The sequence below is a fragment of the Mycobacteroides franklinii genome (assembly GCF_002013895.1).
In the GTDB taxonomy this organism is placed as follows: Bacteria; Actinomycetota; Actinomycetes; order Mycobacteriales; family Mycobacteriaceae; genus Mycobacterium; species Mycobacterium franklinii.
On sequence record NZ_MAFQ01000018.1, the window covers coordinates 51795 to 70511 of the forward strand.

Consider the following 18717-nt stretch of genomic DNA (forward strand, 5'->3'; position numbering starts at 1 on the left):
GGCTACCGCTGTAGCAGCCGACGTAGCAGATGCAGGGCGACGGTTGTCGCGCGCTCCCGAATCTGGTTGCGATTCCCCGGGATAACGACCCGTAGTTCTGCCCGCTCCCCCGCCGCAGTCTTGACGCAGAAACACACGGTGCCCACGGGCTTGTCGGCAGACCCGCCGCCCGGCCCGGCCACACCCGTCGTGGACACCGCGATATCGGCACCCAACGCCGCCAAGGCGCCGTCGGCCATCGCCTCGGCGACCTGTGGCGATACCGCGCCATGGTCGGCGAGAAGCTGCGGATCCACGTGCAGCTGGCCAATCTTGACATCGTTGGCGTAGCTGATGATGCCACCGAGGAAGTACGCGGAGGAGCCAGGGACATCGGCGAGCCGTGCCCCCAAAAGCCCTGCGGTACAAGACTCGGCGACGGCAAGGCGCCTTCCGTGCAGCAGCCCGGCCACGACTTCGTCCACCGTCCAACCATCGGAGGAGAACAGCGCCGAGCCATGCCGGCTGTGGATGAACTCGTAGAGGCTCTCCCAGACGGACCGAGCAGACGGCTCGAATCGGGTGACCACTTCCACCTCGCTGCGTCGCAGGCAGGTGGTGATTTCCAGTGCCGCAAGGCTGCCCAAGTCGTCCTCGGCGAGGCGAAGCGTCTCGGCGATGTCCGGCTCGGTGATGCCATACAGACGCAGCGTTGTCTGCTCGATTGCCGCGGCATCTTCTCCCACTAGTGCGCGAAACGGTGCGGCATCGACTGCCGACGGCCACATCCGCTGCAATTCATGTGGCGGTCCCGGTAGCACCACGATGACCACCTTGTCGGTGCTCATGATGGCGCCGGGCGCAGTGCCCACCGGGTCCAATACCTGCCCTTGCGCAGGCACGAGTGCCTGTTTGGCAATGCCGACCCGCAATGCCTCCCAGTCCACATTCTCCCAGCGATTGGCCATCGGTCGTAGCCGATCCATGATGGCCGCTTCCAGATCAGCATCGAAAATGAGTGTGGTTCCGGCGAATTCGGCCACAGTCGGCAGTGTCATATCGTCGGCGGTGGGCCCCAGGCCGCCCGAAGTCACGATGATATCGACGTCTTGATCGGTGAGAAACTGGAGCTGCGCCAGCAGATCTTCTTTGCGGTCACCGCACACACAGATATGCGCAACGTCGACACCCACTTCCCGCAGATGCTCGGAAAGCCATGGCCCGTTCGCGTCGGCGACCCGCCCGGTGAGAACTTCTGTGCCGGTGACGACGATTCCCGCGCGCAACATGCCAGCAGCCTAGGCCGGTAAGTTCGGTGCTATGACTGTGGGCATCGACGAAGGCGCTGTCATCGAATACATCGTCACGGCCTTCCCCGATCTTCAGCACGAGGTTGTCCAGGGCAATTGGTTCTTCTTCCGGGGTCCCGAACGTCAGGTGCCGGTGATCACGCTGATGTCGAATGAAGCGTTCGACACATACTCCGACTTGGGGCGCCCATCGGTGTATCGCCTCAACATCGGCATCGGTGGTGACACCTTCGCGAGCCTGGTGCGCGACCGCGGCGACGAGGTTGCCGTCGACTACACCGAGTTCGACCAGATCCTGCCGCATCCCGAATACGGCGGTGCCAAATGGATCTGTGTGGTCAACCCCGGCGAGGACACCTTCGCCGAGGTGGTGCGGCCGCTGCTGGCCGAGGCCTATACCCGCAGTAACCGGGACTAGTTCAGGCGAGGTGGACCCACAGCTGACGAGGGACACCAGACTCGCCGAGTGTGGGCAGGGTGGGCCCCTCGTTCTGGAAACCATGTGTCGTCAGGATGTCGATCAGGGGCTGAGCATCGGTGCGCGCTGCCACGACTATTCGCCTCGTGGGCGCCGGAGCCAGCGTCAAACGCGCGGCGAGATCGGCGATGGTCGGGGTGAGTGAGGCCTCGGACGCACCGGGATGGGGCCTACCGATGAGCTCGGTCGTGGAGCTGCCCAGGTCGACAGATATCTCGATAGATCCGATTGGCGTACCCGAAACCGTAACCGGGACTGTGTCCTTGGGGGCGGCACTGGCGCGCCGGCAGCGGTTGCGCAGTTCGTAGCGTGCGCACGCAAGCAGATCGCCCCAGGAGATTTTCGCGGGACGTTCCGACGCCCTGAAGGACGTCCGGGAGGCAAGGGTGTCTCGCTTGTGGCGCAACGCGACGAGGTTCTCGGCGGAGTTGGTCTGGAACCAAATCTCATGATCGGTGGGTCTGCCATCGAACATGCGCAGCTGGCGGCATGTCTGCAGCTTCTGCCAGCCCACGGCCTGCGCCAGCCGTTGTACTGGCACGTTGTGGACCGCCAGCGGTGCCACCGCATGTGGGACATCGGGATTGGTCTCGAATCCGGAGATGATGAGTGAGGATTGCGCCCACATGGTGACCGCGTGCGGAACCCCGGCCGTCCAGGTGGACACCTCGGTGCCTCCGGTACGCGGGTGCCGGCCCGCCATGGCTAGATGGCCGACCACCCGTTCGCGGGTTCCTTCCAGGTGTATGAGCAGATATGAGGCCCAGCCCCGCGCGGCATCGGACCTGGCCTGCCTCCAGGTGTGAATCCACATGTAGGGCGAGTGCGCCGCCGTCCAAGACATGTCCTGGTGGGCGAAGGCCGGAGCCAATCGTTGTTCGTAGCGCAGGTTTGTCTCTCGCCACGATGGGCCGTCGGAAAGTCGCGGCGTGCGCAGCATGACGGTCATACCGTCGACCTCGGCCGGGCCCAGGCATCCCGGGGCGATACGCCGTTCGCGTGCGCGCATCTGGGCAGGGTAGCGCACCGTACCCAGATGTAAACCCGCGATTAATCAGCTACCGCAAGAACGTGATTGCTGTGTACAGGGTGTCTATTCCGGATTCCTCAGCAGCGTCCACATCCGCCGGTTTGCTCCGCCTTCACCCCGGGTGGGCGGTGCCGCGCCCTCGTCGGCAAAACCAAGCGCCGCGAGCCTGTCGGCGAGCGTGGTGTCGGTTTCGAGTGTCGCCACGACGGTCCGGCGTGAACCGTCCGGGCGGCAGGCGAGGTGGCTTGCGAGCCCGGACACGGCAGATACGCGGGCATCGTCGGCTACCCACGAGCTGAGCCGGGGCACCAATTCCGTTGTCGATGTGCCGATATCGGAGTAGACGTCGATCGAACCTGCGGGACGTCCGATAATCGCGACACGGTATCGGCCATGACCGTCGGGTTCTATCCGAACCACTTCCCCACCGACGGAAGAGATTTCGAAGGGCGGCTCGGGCGCCGCTGTTCTCAGCGCGGAATTGAGCCGCTGACGCGCGCGGATTGCCACGAATCTGGCCCACGCCGCCAGGTATCCGACGCCCGGAACCCGGGCCGCGGGCGCTGCCAGATGCGTTCTGGTGGCCGGAATTTCGGCGAGGCGCTGCTTCACCGAATCGCGGTACTCGGGCGTATTGGCCAGGAACCAGATGTAGTGGTCCGATACCTGCCCATCATAAGGGCGCAGAGCGCGGCGCGTCTGTAGCTGGATCCAGCCCATGGACTCGACGAATCTGTTTGCGCGAACATTCGACACGGCGGTGGGCGCCAGGGCGTGCGGGAGGTCCGGGTTGCCGTCGAACGCGGACAGCACCGTGGTCAACTGTGCCCACGTGCTCACGACAGGGGGAATATCCACGGCCCACGTGGAGATCTCTGCGCCTCCGGTGCGAAAATCGCGGCCCGCCATCAAGAAATGGCCGACGACCCTTTCCACGCCGTCATCGATGCGTACCAACAGATATGAAACCCCGCCGGCCCGTGCATCAGTGATCGACGAGCGCCAGCTGTCGACCCACATGACCGGGGAATGCGCGCTTTCCCAGTCCATGTCGTCGCGTTGGAACGCCGGTGAGAGCCTCTGGGTGAACGCCAACGCGGTGTCCCGCCATGACCGTCCATCCGCCAGCCGGGGCGGTCGCAGCGCCACCGTGATGCCGTCGATCGTCACGGGGCCCAGGTCCACCGAAGACCCGGTACGGAATTTGCTGCGCACGGCGCAAGGCTACCGCAGCGGTATTCGCTCCACAGGGGTGGTCAGACGGCAGGCACCAGGACCAGCGGAACACGTCGCGCGCCGATGAGGCGATGCGATACCGACTGCCCGAGGAACGTGTCGAGTACGGAGGCCGGTCCGCCCCGCGGGCTGCCCAGAATGATCATCAGGGCGTGGCACTGTTGCGCCACGGCGAGAAGCTGGACGGCCGCGGGCCCGTGCGCGCGGTGGTACTCCCAGGACACCTCGCCGTTCGCAAGTTCTTCCCGCGCCGCGGCTTCGGCCGCCGCGACGGCCGTGTGCGACTGCGATTCCCAGCTGTCCGAGTCGGGGTCCAATGGTTCGTCGTCCATGTCCTGGATGTGCACGACGTGCACATGCGCGTCCAGCCGGCGAGCCATATCGATGGCGAAATGCAGCGCGGCAGTGCTGGGCGCGTAATGGTCCCATCCGACCACCAACTGCACTGCGGGCAACTCGCTCACAGCTCTATCCTCACGCCAGTACCCACCCCAGCGCCAGACCCGCCGCACACGCCCCGACGGTGCCCAACAAGGTGCCCACCGTGTTGTACAACGCCAGTGACCATTGTCGCTGCTCGATCAGTCGCACCGACTCGACACTGGCGGTACTGAACGTGGTGTAGCCGCCGCAAAATCCGGTACCCAGGACGACGAGCAGTTGAGGTGTCGCGTGGTGGAACACCACCAACCCGGACAGCAGGCCGATGAGGGCAGATCCGGTGAGATTGATGAACAGCGTCGTCCACGGGAACCGGGGGGTCCGTCGGTGCTTGACCGCCGAATCCACGACAAACCGCAGTACCGCGCCCAGCGCTCCGGCCAGGACGACGACCATGACGATCACTCGGGACCTCCCGCGTACCGTGCGAGGGCTCTTGCCGCCGTGGCTATCCCAACCAGCGCTGCGGCCAAACCGGCGGCTGCGCTGACCAATGCGTACGCCATGCCGGTGACCACGAAGCCGTTGCGGGTCAGGGTGCTGATCTCCAACGCGAGCGCGCTGTAGGTGGTGAATGCGCCACAGAAACCGGTTCCGAGAAACAGTCGGGTGTGCCGGCGCCAGCCGCCATCGGGCCCCAGCAGTGTGAGAGTCTCCAGCGCCGCGCCGAGGATGAATGCCCCGCACAGATTGGCCGCGAATGTCCCCCATGGCCACGACGCTCCGGAGGCCGGCCACATCTGCTCGAACCAATAGCGCAGCGCTGTACCGCATATGCCGCCGAGGAAAACCCAGAGCAGCGCGGAAGGCCGCAAATACAGTCGTGGATGTGGGGATTCTTGGTGGTCTCCAGCTGTCACATTCGGTCCCATCGTGTTACGACACATCAACACAGGAACTATCAGCCGTCAGTGGCGGTTCGGGACCAGCCCTGGCGAGATCCATCGCGCCTGACGAATATAGCGGAGGCGTGTCAATACACGTCGCGGACGTACCCGCTTTTCTACCACCAACTCCCTGCGGAACTCGAGAGCGGGGCCTCCCCCGACAGCCCCCCATGTTTCTGAGCGATGTGAGGAGCCACGGCCTGTCGCGCGCCGTAACAGCGCCGAGAAAGCGGCGTTCCATTAGCATCAGCACCGGGTCGACGCTCGTTTCCTGAAGTACAGATACTCGAAGGAGCTAGACATGGTGTTGAACATCATTTGGATGATCATTCTTGGCCTGATCGTCGGCTGGATCGCCCGCTTGATCGTGCCCGGCAAGGAGAATTTCGGCTGGATCGCGACGGCGTTGCTGGGCATCGTCGGCGGTTATGTCGGCGGGACGCTGGGCAGTCTGGTGTTCGCCCCGCATAAGTTCACCGTCACCCCGCCGATCAATCACGCCTTCCTCGGCGCCTTGGTTGGTGCGGTGCTTCTGCTGTTCGCCTACAAGTTCATCGCGGGAAAGACCAAAAGCTAGAGCCAGCATCTGGATTTAGCCACTGAAGCAGCCACCAGGCGAGGCCACAAAGCGCCGCGAGATTGTCCGCATGCCGTCGACCCCCATGCCGATCATCGCCGAAAGCCCTTCTGCCTGTCGGTACTGATTGATAGTTTCAATGAGACTTGAAATTATCAAGCGGTATGGAAGGAGGATTAGGCCATGGCAACTGCACAACCCGTAGGCGTGCGTCCGACATGGGTGGACGACGAGTTGTTCCCTTTTGAAAGCCGCTTCGTGGAGCTGGACGGCAGCGTCGTGCACTACGTCGACGAAGGCTCCGGGCCGCTCCTGCTGATGCTGCATAGCAATCCGGTCTGGTCCTTCGTGTACCGCGAAGTGATCCTCGCCCTCCGGGATCGCTTTCGGTGCATCGCTCTCGACTTTCCGGGTTTCGGCCTGTCCACCGCCGCCCCCGGCTATCGGTACCGTGCCCGGGACCAGTCCGAGCTTCTCGTGGCCTTCCTGGATCGGCTGGATCTCTCGCATCTGACACTGGTGGGCCACAGCTGGGGTGGGCCGTTCGGTCTGTACGCCGCTGCGCGGAGGCCAGACAAGTTCGAACGCCTCATTCTGGCTAACACCTGGGCATGGCCCTTGAACGGTGACCTGTCCTCCGAAGTGTTCTCCCGTGGCATGGGGAGCTCCGTCGGGCGCGCGCTCAACACGCGATTCAACCTGTTCGTCAACCACTTCATCCCCGCGGCGCACAAGCGCCGCACGCTATCCGGGGCCGAAATGGCGCACTATCGCCAGGCAACGCCCACGCGGGAAAGTCGGCGGGCCACCGCCGCGCTTCCCGCCGAACTCACCGGCGCTCGCGACTATTTCACCGAGCTCGCGGACAATCTCGGCGTCATCGCGAAGCTACCCACGTTGATCATCTGGGCCGACACAGACCCGATTTTCACCGAAAAATACCTCAGACGCTGCGAAGCCACCTTCCCCCACCACGCCACGGCGGTGCTGCGGGGAGTCGGTCATTTCCTGCAGTCCGACGCACCTGCGGAGTTCAGCGCAGCCATCGAGACGTGGTGGGCACAACCGCCCGAGGACACGACGACCTAGACCGGGACTCCGGGGGCCGGCGGCGCCGCGGGAGGTGCCGGAGCGGCGGGCGGTGCCGCAGGTGCGGGCGGTGCCGCCGGAACCGGTTCGGACGCCGGGACACCCGGGGCCGCGGGAGGCGGCGGCTGATTGGGATCAGCCGGCGGGGGTGGCGGCTGGTTCGGGTCCGCGGGCGGAGGCGGCGGCTGATTGGGATCGGCGGGCTGTGCGGCCGGCGGTGTGGGCGGGGTCGGCGGGGTCCACGGACGGATCGACTCGGTCAACGCCTTGGCCACGCCCTTATCCACCGGTGAGGCCGAGGTGCCGAGCCAGACGATGAACCAGCGGTCCTTGCCCTTGCCTACGGCCGCGGCCCAGATTTGGCCGGGTTCCTTGGCCGCGTCATCGAACTTGACCTCGTAATAGGAGGACGCCGCAGACATACCCGCCACATCGAAGCTCTGGTCTTCCTGGTTGACGCGGTTGCCCGGGTACGGCATGAAAAACTCGCCCATATCCGAGGCCAGCCTGCGTGCGGCCTTCTGATTGTCGGGCTCGGCACCGGCGAAGAGCTTGAGATCCAGACGGCCCAGCAGGATGCTTCCGTTCGGTGCTGCCGGGTTGGTCAACAGCGCCGATCCGTAGGTCAGTCTGCGCGCATCCGACTGTGTCCAACCTTGCGGCACAACGAAACTGAATCCGCCTTGATCGTTGTTGACGCGGCCGCCGTCGGCCGGGGCGCCGGGCGCGGGCGGTGTGGCCGGCGCCGGTGCGGGTGATCCGGGAGGCGGTGCGGCCGGAGGTGTTGTCACCGTCGTGGGCGACTCCGGGTTGGGTGCCGGCTGGCCCGGGGCGGGCGTTGCAGGGGGCGGAGGCGCATCGGTGGTGACCAGGTGGATATTCGCCGTGCGCACCGATGCCGGCGTCTGATCGGCAGGCATGGCCGCGAGGGTGAACGCCCCCGCTCCGGATAGCGAGGTGACCGCGATGGCCGCCGCTATCACTCGTGCCCGGTGCGCCCGCTTCGCCGCCGATGTAGCCCGTGGTTGCTGCATGCCAATGAACGTACCGTTTTGTCGTGCACGTGCAAGCGTAACGGGCAATCGGCGCGCCCGATTTACCGAAAGCTGCCGTGGGCGCCACTTCAAGATTATTTGACGCGGTGGCAAGGGGTTTGGCTGACCAGAAGCAAACATAGGTTTCCTCTCGAAGTCCCCGTCTCCAGCTATTGCGCCGCCTGAAGGACGACCTCATGGGCCTTCACGGCAAAGTATGCCGGCGCATCGGGTGCCAGCCTTAGTTCCGCCGCGGCGGCCGCGGTGATGTGTGCCGTGAATATCGCGGTCCCGACGGTTGCCGTTACAACCACGCTGTCGCCATGTACGGCGAGGCCCATGACCGATACGGCAATGACGTTGCGTGGGCTACCTCCGGGTGGGACCAGATGTACCGCGACATCACGCGGCTTGAACACCGCGACGGCGTGCCGGCCCTGCGAGGGGTTTCCGGCGCCGGACCACACGCCGTAGATGGCGAGCTCGCCGGCGTGCAGTGCCCCGTCCTCACCCACCGTGCCGTCAATGAGATTCACTCCCGCGAAACGCGCGCCAAACTGGCTGCTCGGCCGGGCGAGCACGGTGGCTGTCTCCCCCAGCTCGGCCACCCGCCCGGAGTCGAGAACCATCACGCGGTCGGCGATGGCCACCGCATCCATGATGTCGTGAGTCACGATCAGCGCGCTTTGGCCATCGCGTCCCAGCACCCGCCCGAGCAGTGCCCGGATGGCGGGCGCGCTGTCGGCGTCCAGACCCGCCAAGGGTTCATCGAGGAGCACCAGATCGGGTTCGGTCGCGAGTGCGCGGGCGATGGCGACCCGCTGGGCCTGTCCCCCGGACAGCTCGCCGGGGCGGCGTTGTGCCAGATCGCCCGCACCGACCGATTCCAGCCACCGATCGCGCGCGTCGGCGACATCGTGGCGCCGACCGCGTATCCCGAATTCGACATTGCCCGCGACCGTCAGGTGTGGAAACAGCAACGCTTCCTGCAGCAGCAAGGCAGTCCGCCTTCGGTGCGTAGGGACGAAAGTGCCAGTGGCACAGCTTGTCAGCACATGGTCGCCAAGCCGGATCTCACCGGTGTCAGGGCGCAGCAACCCGGCGATGAGCGCGAGCACCGTGGACTTGCCGGCCCCGTTGGGTCCGACGATCGCCACCGTCTCACCGGCGGCGACCGTGAAGGCCGCCTGCACATCGCGGCCCGAATGGACCGCATCGAATCGAAGCTCGCCCACTTACCGCCACCCGCCGGGACGCCAGGTCCGTGCGCCGACGACGGCCAGGACGACCGCAGCCACCGCGACCAGCAGTAGTGACAGCGCCACCGCCGACTGCGGGTCGGATTCGCGTTGCAGGTAGATCTCCAGGGGAAGGGTGCGGGTGACGCCCTGCCGCGATCCCGCGAATGTCAGGGTGGCGCCGAACTCTCCCAGTGATCGTGCGAAAGCCAGCACCGCGCCTGATACCAGCGCAGGCATCACCAAGGGCAATGACACACGGCGCAGGACTGTGGTGGGCGGTGCGCCCAAGCTGGCTGCCACATCGTCATACCGCTGTCCCGCTGTGGTCAGCGCCCCCTGCAGGCTGATGACGAGGAACGGCAGCGAGACAAAGGTCTGCGCCAGTACCACCGCCGATGTGGAGAAGGCGATGCGGATTCCCGCCGCATCCAGGTAGTGGCCGAGCAGCCCCAGTTTGCCGAAGGCGTACAGCAGCGCGATACCGCCGACGACGGGCGGCAACACCAGCGGTAGCAGGATCATCGGGCGCAGCAGCTGGGTCAGCCATCCGGGCCCGCGGGCCAGCACAACGGCCAGCGGCACCCCGAACAGCAGGCATAGTGCGGTACTGGCGAGACATGTCCGGACGCTGAGCAGTAGCGCAGCCTGCGACGCGGGGCTCGTGATCAATGCCGGGAACTGTGTCCAATCAGCCTTCACCACGAGCGCCAGCAGTGGCAGCACGATGAGTACCGCCCCGACGGCCGCGGGCACGTACACCCAGCGCGGCAGACCGGGTGCCGGGGTCACGGCGCGGAGAACCCCGCCGCCGCCAGAATCTTGTGGCCGACATCCCCGGTGACGGTCTCAATGAATTGATGCGCGCGTTCCGGGTTACGCGAATTAGCGGTCACCGCAATCGGATAGGTGTTCACGATCGACAGAGCCTCGGGGAATGTGACGGTCCCGACCTTGTCACCCGCTGCCTTCGCATCCGTGACATACACCAGACCGGCGTCCGCCTGACCCGCGATCACCTTATTCAGCACATCGGTGACCGAGGACTCCTCACTGACCGGATTTAGGTGCACCCCAGTCTCTTTGGAGGCTCTGGTGGTGGCCGACCCGCATGGGACCTGCGGTGCACACACCACGACGTCGAGGCCCGGACGGGTCAGATCGGCGAAGCCGGCGATGCCCTTCGGGTTCCCCGGCGCGACCACGATCGTCAACGTGTTGGAGGCGAAGTCGACAGGATTGATGACGGAATGCGCCTTCCACGCCTTGTCCATATTCGCCGAATCCGCGGTGGCCAACACGTCGGCCGGGGCCCCCTGAGTCAGTTGGGTGACCAGATCGGAGGAACCGGCGAAGGTGAACTCGACCGTCGTGCCTGCGTGCGTCGACTCGAAGGACTTTCCGATTTCGGTGAAGGACTTCCGCAGCGATGCCGCGGCCAGCACGTGCAATTGGACCGCCGCCGATTCCGAACCGTCCGCGGGAGCCGCTGTGCCCGCTTCGGGTGCGGTTCGTGAGCCGCAACCGGATATGGCCAGCGAACCCGCCAGAAGTGTCGCCGCGAGAACTTTCCGCGCTCTACTGATCTGGAGATGCCATGCGCCGCCGGTCACCGGCACAACCCTAGCTGCCGCCGAGCCGATACGTGGTGGTCAAGGGTATTGCTACCGTCCAGTAATATTGGGCGTCAAACCCGTGCGACCCGGCCGCCAAATCCGGGGTATGAGGTCCGGGTTGTGTCACGATCAAGCTGATCAGGCCTGGCCCCAGGTGCGGATTGGTAAGGCTTGCAGGAAGGTGAGGAAGGTACCGCCATGGACGTACTGGTAACCGGAGCGGTTAACGAGATCGGCCGGGCGGTGGCTGCGGAGTTCCGCAACGCCGGCCATCGGGTCGTCATCACCGGCCCCAACGCCGATGAGCTGGAAATCGCCGCCAAGGAGCTCGAGGTCGACGCCATTGTGTGCGACAACGCCGACCCGGACAGCCTGGAAGAGAATGTCGAGCTGTTCCCCCAACACCTCGATGCCATCGTGAACATCCCCAACCCGGTCTGGAGCGAGCCGGGCCCGCATCTGGGCACGCTCACCGATACGGGCGAGGCATGGCTGTCGCGGTACGAATCGAGCGTGCTGACCGCGGTGCTGACGGTGCAGGCCATCGGTGACCACCTGCGTTCGGGTGCGGCCATCGTCAACCTGTGCACGCTGGGCACCCGTGACCGGTCCGGCGCGACCACCGCCGCCAAGGCCGCGCTGTCCGCGTGGACGGCCGAGCAGGCCGAGCGGATGGGCACCCGCGGGATCACCATCAACACCATTGCGCCCGGACAGTCGGCGGAGGCCAACTACGACGGCCTCGACAGCACCGAGAATGCGCAGGAGCTGGTTGCCGGCGAGATCGCCCGGTTGGCGTTGTTCCTCACCAGTCCGCAGGCGCGTCACATCACCGGCCAGACTCTGCACGTCAGCCGCGGCGTCCCCGCCGGCGTCAGCTGACCGAAGCTGGAGCGCACTCCAGCTCTAGATCTTCGAATTGCCTTGCGGGGCAAGACAGTAAATGCCGCATCGGCGGATCGCGCGTAGGCTGGCCGAGTGACCATTCGGCTCGGATATCAGATCCCCAACTTCTCCTACGGCACCGGCGTCGCCGAACTCTTCCCCACCGTCGTCAAACAGGTGCGCGACGCGGAAGCGTCGGGTTTCGACACGGTCTTCGTGATGGATCACTTCTATCAACTGCCCATGATCGGCACCCCCGATCAGCCCATGCTGGAGGCCTACACGGCCCTGGGTGCGCTGGCGAGTGCGACAAGCACCATTCAGCTGTCCACGCTGGTCACGGGCAATACGTACCGAAACCCGACCCTGCTCGCCAAGGCCGTCACCACCCTCGACGTGGTCAGCGGCGGACGCGCGATCTTGGGCATCGGTGCGGGATGGTTCGAACTGGAGCATCAGCAACTCGGGTTCGATTTCGGCACGTTCACCGACCGCTTCGAGCGGTTGAGCGAGGCGCTGGAGATCATTCCGCCGATGCTCCGCGGTGAGCGCCCTACCTTCGAGGGCAAGTACTACCGCACGGAATCGGCGTTGAACGAGCCCCGGATCCGGCCGAACATTCCGATCATGATCGGCGGCAGCGGCGAGAAGAAGACCTTCGGGCTGGCAGTGAAGTATGCCGATCACCTGAACCTGCTCAGTGCCCTGGACGAGATTCCGCACAAGCTGGCGGTGCTGCGCCAGCGCTGCGAGGAGGCGGGCCGCGATCCGTCCACGCTGGAAACCTCGGCCTTCTTCTCCGTCTTCATCGACGACGATTCGGCGACGGCCTGGAAACTGGCGGCCGCACAGCTGAGCAAGAACGGAATCGATCTGGACACGTTGCCGGACGAAGCCCGCGCACAGGTACTCGGGCGCACCCTGGTGGGCAGCCCCGACGAGATCGCCGAGCAGGTGCAGACCCGCGTCCTGGACCAGGGAATCGACTCCGTTACCCTCAATGCGCCCGTCAACGGACATCTCCCGGGCGTGGTAGAGCTGATCGGCAAGACTCTTCGCCCGCTGTTCAAGGACTAGTCGGCGAGATCGGGATCGGTATCCCGCTGCCCTTCGGGCAGGATGTGGGATGTGGAGACGCTGTTCGGTTTGCGGCCCGAGGCAGAGCGTTTCGCCCTCTCGCGCTGTCGTTCACCGGGGGCCTCGATCGGCTGTCCTCGGATGTTCGGCGTTTCCCTCACACGCTGGCGTGCCGGGACGTGATCTAGCCTGGCGGCCAGAGCTCATGTGAGATATTTCGCTAAGCTAACTGACGCGACGTGCGGGGAAATCCCGACTACGGTTGGGGTGTTGCACCAAGTGTCAGACAAGGTGAATAACCCCAGTTGAGACACCATTCGATGAGGAGTGATCGATGAGCACGACACCAGACGCCGCCGGTCCCGCGGCGCCTGTCGCAGCCAATCCGAAGGCCAAGATCAAAGATGCCCTGACACCGAAACACCGAGTCGTCATCATCGGGTCGGGATTCGGCGGCCTGACCGCGGCCAAGACACTCAAACGTGCCAACGTCGACGTCACGCTGGTCGCGCGTACCACTCACCACCTGTTCCAGCCGCTGCTGTACCAAGTGGCCACCGGAATCATCTCCGAGGGAGAGATCGCTCCCCCCACCCGACAGATCTTGAAGGACCAGGACAACGCTCAGGTGGTACTCGGCGATGTGACGAGCATCGACCTGGAGAACCAGGTCGTGCACTCCTCGCTTCTCGGGCATGACTACTCGACGCCCTACGACAGCTTGATCGTGGCGGCGGGAGCCGGCCAGTCGTACTTCGGCAACGACCACTTCGCCGAGTGGGCCCCGGGTATGAAATCGATTGACGACGCCCTGGAACTGCGCGGACGCATCCTCGGTGCATTCGAACAGGCCGAACGCTCCAGCGACCCGGTCCGGCGCCGCAAGCTCATGACCTTCACCGTGGTGGGCGCTGGTCCCACCGGTGTCGAGATGGCAGGGCAGATCGCGGAACTGGCCAACGAGACCCTCAAGGGCACCTTCCGGCACATCGACCCCACCGATGCGCGGGTCATCCTGCTGGATGCCGCGCCTGCGGTGCTGCCGCCCTTCGGCCCGAAGCTGGGCGACAAGGCACGCAAGCGTCTGGAGAAGCTGGGTGTCGAGATCCAGTTGAGTGCCATGGTCACCGACGTGGACCGCAACGGACTGACCGTGAAGCACGCGGACGGCACCATCGAACGCATCGAATCCTGGTGCAAGGTGTGGTCCGCGGGCGTCTCGGCAAGTCCCCTCGGCAAGAACCTGGCCGAACAGTCGGGTGTGGAGCTGGATCGTGCCGGACGCGTCAAGGTCGGGCCGGATCTGTCGATTCCGGGTCACCCCAACGTGTTCGTGGTCGGCGACATGATGGCTGTGGACGGCGTGCCCGGCGTGGCCCAGGGCGCCATTCAGGGCGGGCGCTACGCCGCCAAGCAGATCAAGGCCGAACTGAACGGGCGAAGCCCCGCGGAGCGTCCCCCGTTCAAGTACTTCGACAAGGGCTCGATGGCCACCGTGTCGCGATACAACGCGGTCGTCAAGATCGGCAAGCTGGAATTCAGCGGATTCATCGCCTGGCTCAGCTGGCTGGCGTTGCACCTGGTCTACCTCGTCGGGTTCAAGAACCGCCTGGTGACCTTGATCCTGTGGTCGATTGCGTTTGTGACGCGCTCACGCGGCCAGATGGCCATCACCGAGCAGCAGGCTTGGGCGCGAACGCGTTTGGATCAGCTTGAGGAGCTCGTCGCAGAGAAGAACGGCGACGAGGTTGAGCAGCCCGAAGAGGAAAAGGCCGCAAGCTAGCCGACCGGTAGACGCTGCCCCTGCCAGGTGAGCAGGGCGGCGTCGCCTGCCAGACTCAGCATGGTGGCGTCGTTCGGACTCAGTTCAACGAAATCAGTTGCTGGGTAACGCAGTTCACTGATGAGCGCCAGCGGGCGGCCCAGTTCGTCATCGGTCACCGAGCCGGCGCCGAGTTCGACGCGGTGCCGGAGCAGCGGCCTGTCGTCGATATCGGCATCGAGCTGGCCGCTCCAGAACCCCGACGACTCCCCCGACCTGCCGATCTGCACGCACTCCCGCAGGCGTAAACGCGCGCCCGCCGACCCACGAACGGTGACATGGGAATGGTGGGAGGCATTGGCCGCCACAATGGTTGGCGCCGGGTCCAGATCCAGCTGGCCCGCCACCGAACAGTGCCATGTCATCGACGATCGAAGGCTGTCGCGCCCGGGCAGGGCCACGGCGGCCGCCACCGATCGCACCCGCAAGAACGCGCCCTCGCCGATCTCGATGCGCACAGAAATCTCGTCGCCGCCTAGTGGATTGGCGGCCACTCCGACGAGATGCACGGTGTCCGCATCGGTGAGTCGGCCCTGCAGACTGCCCGAGCAGCGCAGCCGGGGGAACCTGCCCTTCTCCGCGATGATCTCGACGTCAGTGCGCATGGTCCGATTGCCGTGCTTCGGCAAGATGCGTACGCACCCAGGCCAGTACCTCCGCGGCGGTGGGGTCTTCGGTCAACGAGATCATCGCTGTCGGCCGGCCATCGCGCACGGCCGTGGCGTCGCGCGCCATCACGCCGAGATCGGCGCCGACCATCGGGGCCAGATCGGTCTTGTTGATCACCAGCAGATCCGAGAAGGTCACGCCGGGCCCGCCCTTGCGCGGGACCTTGTCGCCGCCGGCCACATCGATGACGAAGATCTGTACGTCGATCAGGCCAGAGGAGAAGGTTGCGGTGAGGTTGTCGCCGCCCGACTCGACGAGGATGAGGTCGAGCGGATCGTTGGTGGCGATCAGATCCTCTATCGCATCGAGGTTCGCGGTGATGTCGTCCCGGATAGCGGTGTGTGGACAGCCGCCGGTCTGCACCGCGGTGATGCGCTGGTCTGGCAATACCGCATGACGGCGTAGGAAATCGGCGTCCTCGGTCGTGTAGATGTCATTGGTCAGCACCGCCACCGAGATTTCGTCGCGCAGTGTGCGGCAGAGCGCGGCGACCAGTGCGGTCTTACCCGAGCCCACCGGTCCGCCGATCCCGATGCGCAATGGCTCTCCCGGTTGACGCACACGTCGTGGCCGATCGATGTGCTGGTGGGGCTGGCCGTCTATCAGATGCGGTGGCATGGTGATCCAATCTCGTGAGAACTACGAAACAAAAAGCGGCCGTTCACGTATCAAGTGCTGCTCGGCGAGCACGTCCAGCAGCGGGTCGGACAAGCTGGCCAGCTCGGTGGCCGCCAGGGCCGCGGTCTGCTCGCACAGGCTTGTCAGCTCCAGTGTGCCCACCGCGACCTCCGCCGGGTCCAGCGCCAGCAGGCGTTGGCCCGCGGTGGCGGACCCGGTCAACGTGGTGTAGATGACAACGAGCGCGATATCGCGCCCCGTCAATCCTGTTGCGGCTCCGATAATGCCGTACATGACCGCCAGGTGCGGCTGTCGGCCGTGCGGACTCCAATCGATATGTGGCCAAGCAATTCCGGCCAGACGCCGTAGCCCACGCCCCTGGGCGCGCGAGGCGTCCCGTGCTGCCCGCGACGGTGTGCGGGCATCCGTTTCGACATCGGCCCGCACCGCGTCCAGGCTGCCGGTGGTGATGGCAGCGGCGATAGAACCCGCGACCAGACCGTGGGTGCGAATGCGTCGTCGCAGATACGCGATGAGCGTCGCGTAGTCGCGCACCAGGCCCTGGGCGATGGCCTCCTCTACCCCACCGGAATGCACATGTGAACCGGTGGGCAATCGGGAATCAGCGAGCGACAGCAGCAGTGCGGTCGTCGAAGAAGCGGTCGTCGGCGCCATCAGAACAGGAAATATCGTTGTGCCATCGGCAATTCAGCAGCAGGCTGCTCTTCCCATATCTCGCCGTCGATGCGCACGGTGAAGGTATCGGGATCCACCCGGATGTCGGGCATGGCGTCATTGAGGGGCAGGTCGGCCTTGCCACGGTTGCGCACATCGCGAGTGGGGACAAGTCTGCGCCGCAACGCAAGTCGCGCGGCCAGGTCGTCCTCGATGGCCGTCGGTGACACGAAATGCACGGCCAAACCCGCCGCGACGGCATGCATGGCGCTGAACATCGGGCGTGGAAACACCGGTTGCGGGGTCGGGATGGATGCATTGGCATCGCCCATGGCCGCCCAGACAATGCCGCCACCCTTGATGACCGCATGCGGTCGCACCCCGAAAAAGGCCGGCTCCCATAGCACCAGATCGGCGAGCTTGCCCACTTCCACCGAACCGATTTCGTGGTCGATGCCGTGCGTAATGGCTGGGCAGATCGTGTATTTCGCGACGTACCGGCGTACCCGGTTGTTGTCGTTTCCGTGGGGTCCGGACGGGTCGCCCTGCAGTGCGCCGCGACGTTTCTTCATCACATGCGCGGTCTGCCAGGTCCGCATCACCACCTCACCGATGCGCCCCATAGCCTGGCTGTCGCTGCCGATCATCGAGATCGCGCCGATATCGTGCAACAGATCCTCGGCCGCGATGGTCGACGGCCGGATCCGGCTCTCGGCGAACGCCAGGTCCTCCGGGACGGCGGCATTGAGATGATGGCAGACCATCAGCATGTCGAGATGCTCATCGAGGGTGTTGACGGTGTGCGGGCGGGTCGGGTTGGTGGAGCTGGGCATGACATTCGGATGGCTGGCCACGGTAATGATGTCTGGTGCGTGGCCGCCGCCCGCGCCCTCGGTGTGATACGCGTGGATCGCGCGGCCGCCGATCGCGGCCAGCGTGCCCTCCACAAATCCGGTCTCGTTGAGAGTGTCCGAGTGCAACGCGACCTGGACGTCGGCCTCGTCGGCCACCCGCAGACAGGCATCGATCACCGCCGGGGTGGTGCCCCAGTCTTCGTGTAGTTTGAAACCCGCTGCCCCACCTCGCAATTGCTCCCACATGGCGGCCGGGTTGACGGTGTTGCCCTTGCCGAGCATCAGAATGTTCATGGGCCAGCCGTCGAGGGCCTGGAGCATCCGGCCCAGGTGCCACGCACCGGGTGTGACGGTTGTGGCCTTGCTGCCCTCCGCAGGCCCGGTGCCACCGCCGATCATTGTGGTGATGCCGCCGCTGAGCGCCTCGGGCATGATTTGTGGACAGATGAAGTGCACGTGACAGTCGATACCGCCGGCGGTCACGATCCGGTTGTTGCCTGCGATGATCTCGGTAGACGGCCCAACGATCAGGGCGGGGTCGACCCCATCCATGATGTCCGGATTTCCGGCCTTGCCAATGCCGACGATCCGGCCGTCGCGGATACCGATGTCGGCCTTGATGATTCCCCAGTGATCGATGATCACCGCGCCGGTGATGACGGTGTCCGGGGCTCCCCCGGCGCGGGTGAGGCGGCTCTGCCCCATCGACTCCCGCAGGACCTTGCCGCCGCCGAAGACGGCCTCCTCGCCCGCCAAACCGGGTCCGCCGCAACGGTCTTCGGTGATCTCGATGATCAGATCGGTGTCGGCCAGCCGGATACGGTCACCGGTCGTCGGTCCGTACAGCTTGGCGTAATGCTCGCGCGTCAGCCTGGTCATGTCGGTTCACCGCCGTCCAATTGCCCCGGAGCATCAAGGGTCAGCCCATGCACTTCACGACGGCCACGCAACGGCACCAGCTGAACTCTTTGGGCGACGCCGGGTTCGAAGCGCACAGCGGTACCCGCCGCGATGTGCAGCCGATGACCGTGCGCGGCGGCGCGGTCGAAGTCGAGCGCCGGATTGGACTGCGGGAAATGCACATGACTGCCCACCTGGACGGGGCGATCGCCGGTGTTGACGACGTCCAGCTCGATCACAATGGCACCCGCATTGAGCTCGATATCGTCGGATGCGAACAGGTACTCGCCGGGGATCATGTC

At 65.3% G+C, this 18717-nt stretch carries 21 protein-coding genes and 1 riboswitch; of the genes, 6 read left to right on the plus strand and 15 right to left on the minus strand.

Annotated elements, in window-relative coordinates:
- Positions 1-2: 2 nt before the first annotated feature.
- Positions 3-1268, minus strand: a complete 1266-nt coding sequence (locus B4393_RS24400) for a competence/damage-inducible protein A (protein WP_078336332.1) — start codon at positions 1266-1268, stop codon at positions 3-5.
- 31 nt (positions 1269-1299) lie between these two features.
- Between B4393_RS24400 and B4393_RS24405 the strand changes: the two genes are divergently transcribed.
- Positions 1300-1707: a DUF6194 family protein gene (locus tag B4393_RS24405; protein WP_078336333.1), complete on the plus strand. Its 408-nt coding sequence runs from the start codon at positions 1300-1302 to the stop codon at positions 1705-1707.
- Between the two features lies 1 nt (position 1708).
- On the opposite strand, the gene B4393_RS24410 is transcribed toward B4393_RS24405, so the two are convergent.
- The 5 genes from B4393_RS24410 to crcB (B4393_RS24430) all read right to left on the minus strand — a co-directional run bounded on the left by B4393_RS24410 (position 1709) and on the right by crcB (B4393_RS24430) (position 5346).
- Positions 1709-2776, minus strand: a complete 1068-nt coding sequence (locus B4393_RS24410; RefSeq protein ID WP_083069993.1) for a GNAT family N-acetyltransferase — start codon at positions 2774-2776, stop codon at positions 1709-1711.
- An 84-nt stretch (positions 2777-2860) separates the two neighbouring features.
- Positions 2861-4012, minus strand: a complete 1152-nt coding sequence (locus B4393_RS24415; protein WP_078336335.1) for a GNAT family N-acetyltransferase — start codon at positions 4010-4012, stop codon at positions 2861-2863.
- A 41-nt stretch (positions 4013-4053) separates the two neighbouring features.
- On the minus strand, positions 4054-4497 hold the full coding sequence (locus tag B4393_RS24420) for a universal stress protein (protein WP_078336336.1): 444 nt from the start codon (positions 4495-4497) through the stop codon (positions 4054-4056).
- A 10-nt stretch (positions 4498-4507) separates the two neighbouring features.
- A complete protein-coding gene (gene crcB / locus B4393_RS24425; RefSeq protein WP_413816167.1) occupies positions 4508-4870 on the minus strand; it encodes a fluoride efflux transporter CrcB in 363 nt (120 codons plus the stop codon).
- A 5-nt stretch (positions 4871-4875) separates the two neighbouring features.
- The gene (gene crcB, locus B4393_RS24430) at positions 4876-5346 is read right to left on the minus strand and encodes a fluoride efflux transporter CrcB (RefSeq protein ID WP_078336338.1); all 471 of its coding nucleotides are present in this window, start codon (positions 5344-5346) and stop codon (positions 4876-4878) included.
- 13 nt (positions 5347-5359) lie between these two features.
- Positions 5360-5432: riboswitch (Fluoride riboswitch) on the minus strand.
- Between the two features lie 230 nt (positions 5433-5662).
- Between crcB (B4393_RS24430) and B4393_RS24435 the strand changes: the two genes are divergently transcribed.
- Entirely contained in the window at positions 5663-5938 is a 276-nt protein-coding gene (locus B4393_RS24435) for a GlsB/YeaQ/YmgE family stress response membrane protein (protein WP_078336339.1), read from the plus strand.
- A gap of 183 nt (positions 5939-6121) precedes the next feature.
- A complete protein-coding gene (locus B4393_RS24440) occupies positions 6122-7027 on the plus strand; it encodes an alpha/beta fold hydrolase (protein WP_078336340.1) in 906 nt (301 codons plus the stop codon).
- Here B4393_RS24440 and B4393_RS24445 read toward each other — a convergent pair.
- From B4393_RS24445 to modA, 4 genes are all read right to left on the minus strand, one after another.
- On the minus strand, positions 7024-8061 hold the full coding sequence (locus B4393_RS24445) for an APA family fibronectin-binding glycoprotein (RefSeq protein WP_078336341.1): 1038 nt from the start codon (positions 8059-8061) through the stop codon (positions 7024-7026). The genes B4393_RS24440 and B4393_RS24445 overlap by 4 nt on opposite strands.
- Positions 8062-8231: 170 nt before the next feature.
- A complete protein-coding gene (locus B4393_RS24450; protein ID WP_078336342.1) occupies positions 8232-9296 on the minus strand; it encodes a sulfate/molybdate ABC transporter ATP-binding protein in 1065 nt (354 codons plus the stop codon).
- Positions 9297-10091: an ABC transporter permease gene (locus B4393_RS24455; protein ID WP_078336343.1), complete on the minus strand. Its 795-nt coding sequence runs from the start codon at positions 10089-10091 to the stop codon at positions 9297-9299. It lies immediately after the preceding gene.
- Positions 10088-10912 (minus strand): molybdate ABC transporter substrate-binding protein, encoded by an 825-nt coding sequence (gene modA, locus B4393_RS24460; RefSeq protein WP_109558577.1) that lies wholly within the window; start codon positions 10910-10912, stop codon positions 10088-10090. Before modA ends, B4393_RS24455 begins: the two co-directional genes overlap by 4 nt.
- 201 nt (positions 10913-11113) lie before the next feature.
- On the opposite strand from modA, the gene B4393_RS24465 reads away from it, so the two are divergent.
- The 3 genes from B4393_RS24465 to B4393_RS24475 all read left to right on the plus strand — a co-directional run bounded on the left by B4393_RS24465 (position 11114) and on the right by B4393_RS24475 (position 14660).
- On the plus strand, positions 11114-11797 hold the full coding sequence (locus B4393_RS24465; RefSeq protein ID WP_070939945.1) for an SDR family oxidoreductase: 684 nt from the start codon (positions 11114-11116) through the stop codon (positions 11795-11797).
- A gap of 96 nt (positions 11798-11893) precedes the next feature.
- The gene (locus tag B4393_RS24470; RefSeq protein ID WP_078336345.1) at positions 11894-12877 is read left to right on the plus strand and encodes an LLM class F420-dependent oxidoreductase; all 984 of its coding nucleotides are present in this window, start codon (positions 11894-11896) and stop codon (positions 12875-12877) included.
- A gap of 334 nt (positions 12878-13211) precedes the next feature.
- Positions 13212-14660 carry an NAD(P)/FAD-dependent oxidoreductase gene (locus B4393_RS24475; RefSeq protein ID WP_109558573.1) on the plus strand — a complete coding sequence of 483 codons (1449 nt, stop codon included), beginning with the start codon at positions 13212-13214 and terminating at the stop codon, positions 14658-14660.
- On the opposite strand, the gene B4393_RS24480 is transcribed toward B4393_RS24475, so the two are convergent.
- From B4393_RS24480 to B4393_RS24500, 5 genes are read right to left on the minus strand one after another with little or no spacing between them, the layout of a single operon-like run.
- Positions 14657-15304 (minus strand): urease accessory protein UreD, encoded by a 648-nt coding sequence (locus B4393_RS24480; RefSeq protein WP_078336346.1) that lies wholly within the window; start codon positions 15302-15304, stop codon positions 14657-14659. The genes B4393_RS24475 and B4393_RS24480 overlap by 4 nt on opposite strands.
- Positions 15294-15986, minus strand: a complete 693-nt coding sequence (gene ureG / locus B4393_RS24485; RefSeq protein WP_078336347.1) for an urease accessory protein UreG — start codon at positions 15984-15986, stop codon at positions 15294-15296. Before ureG ends, B4393_RS24480 begins: the two co-directional genes overlap by 11 nt.
- 21 nt (positions 15987-16007) lie before the next feature.
- Positions 16008-16661 (minus strand): urease accessory protein UreF, encoded by a 654-nt coding sequence (locus tag B4393_RS24490; RefSeq protein ID WP_078336348.1) that lies wholly within the window; start codon positions 16659-16661, stop codon positions 16008-16010.
- A complete protein-coding gene (locus tag B4393_RS24495; RefSeq protein WP_078283119.1) occupies positions 16661-18394 on the minus strand; it encodes an urease subunit alpha in 1734 nt (577 codons plus the stop codon). The genes B4393_RS24490 and B4393_RS24495 overlap by 1 nt, the downstream gene beginning before the upstream one ends.
- The gene (locus B4393_RS24500) at positions 18391-18714 is read right to left on the minus strand and encodes an urease subunit beta (protein ID WP_070940078.1); all 324 of its coding nucleotides are present in this window, start codon (positions 18712-18714) and stop codon (positions 18391-18393) included. The genes B4393_RS24495 and B4393_RS24500 overlap by 4 nt, the downstream gene beginning before the upstream one ends.
- Positions 18715-18717 lie beyond the last annotated feature (3 nt).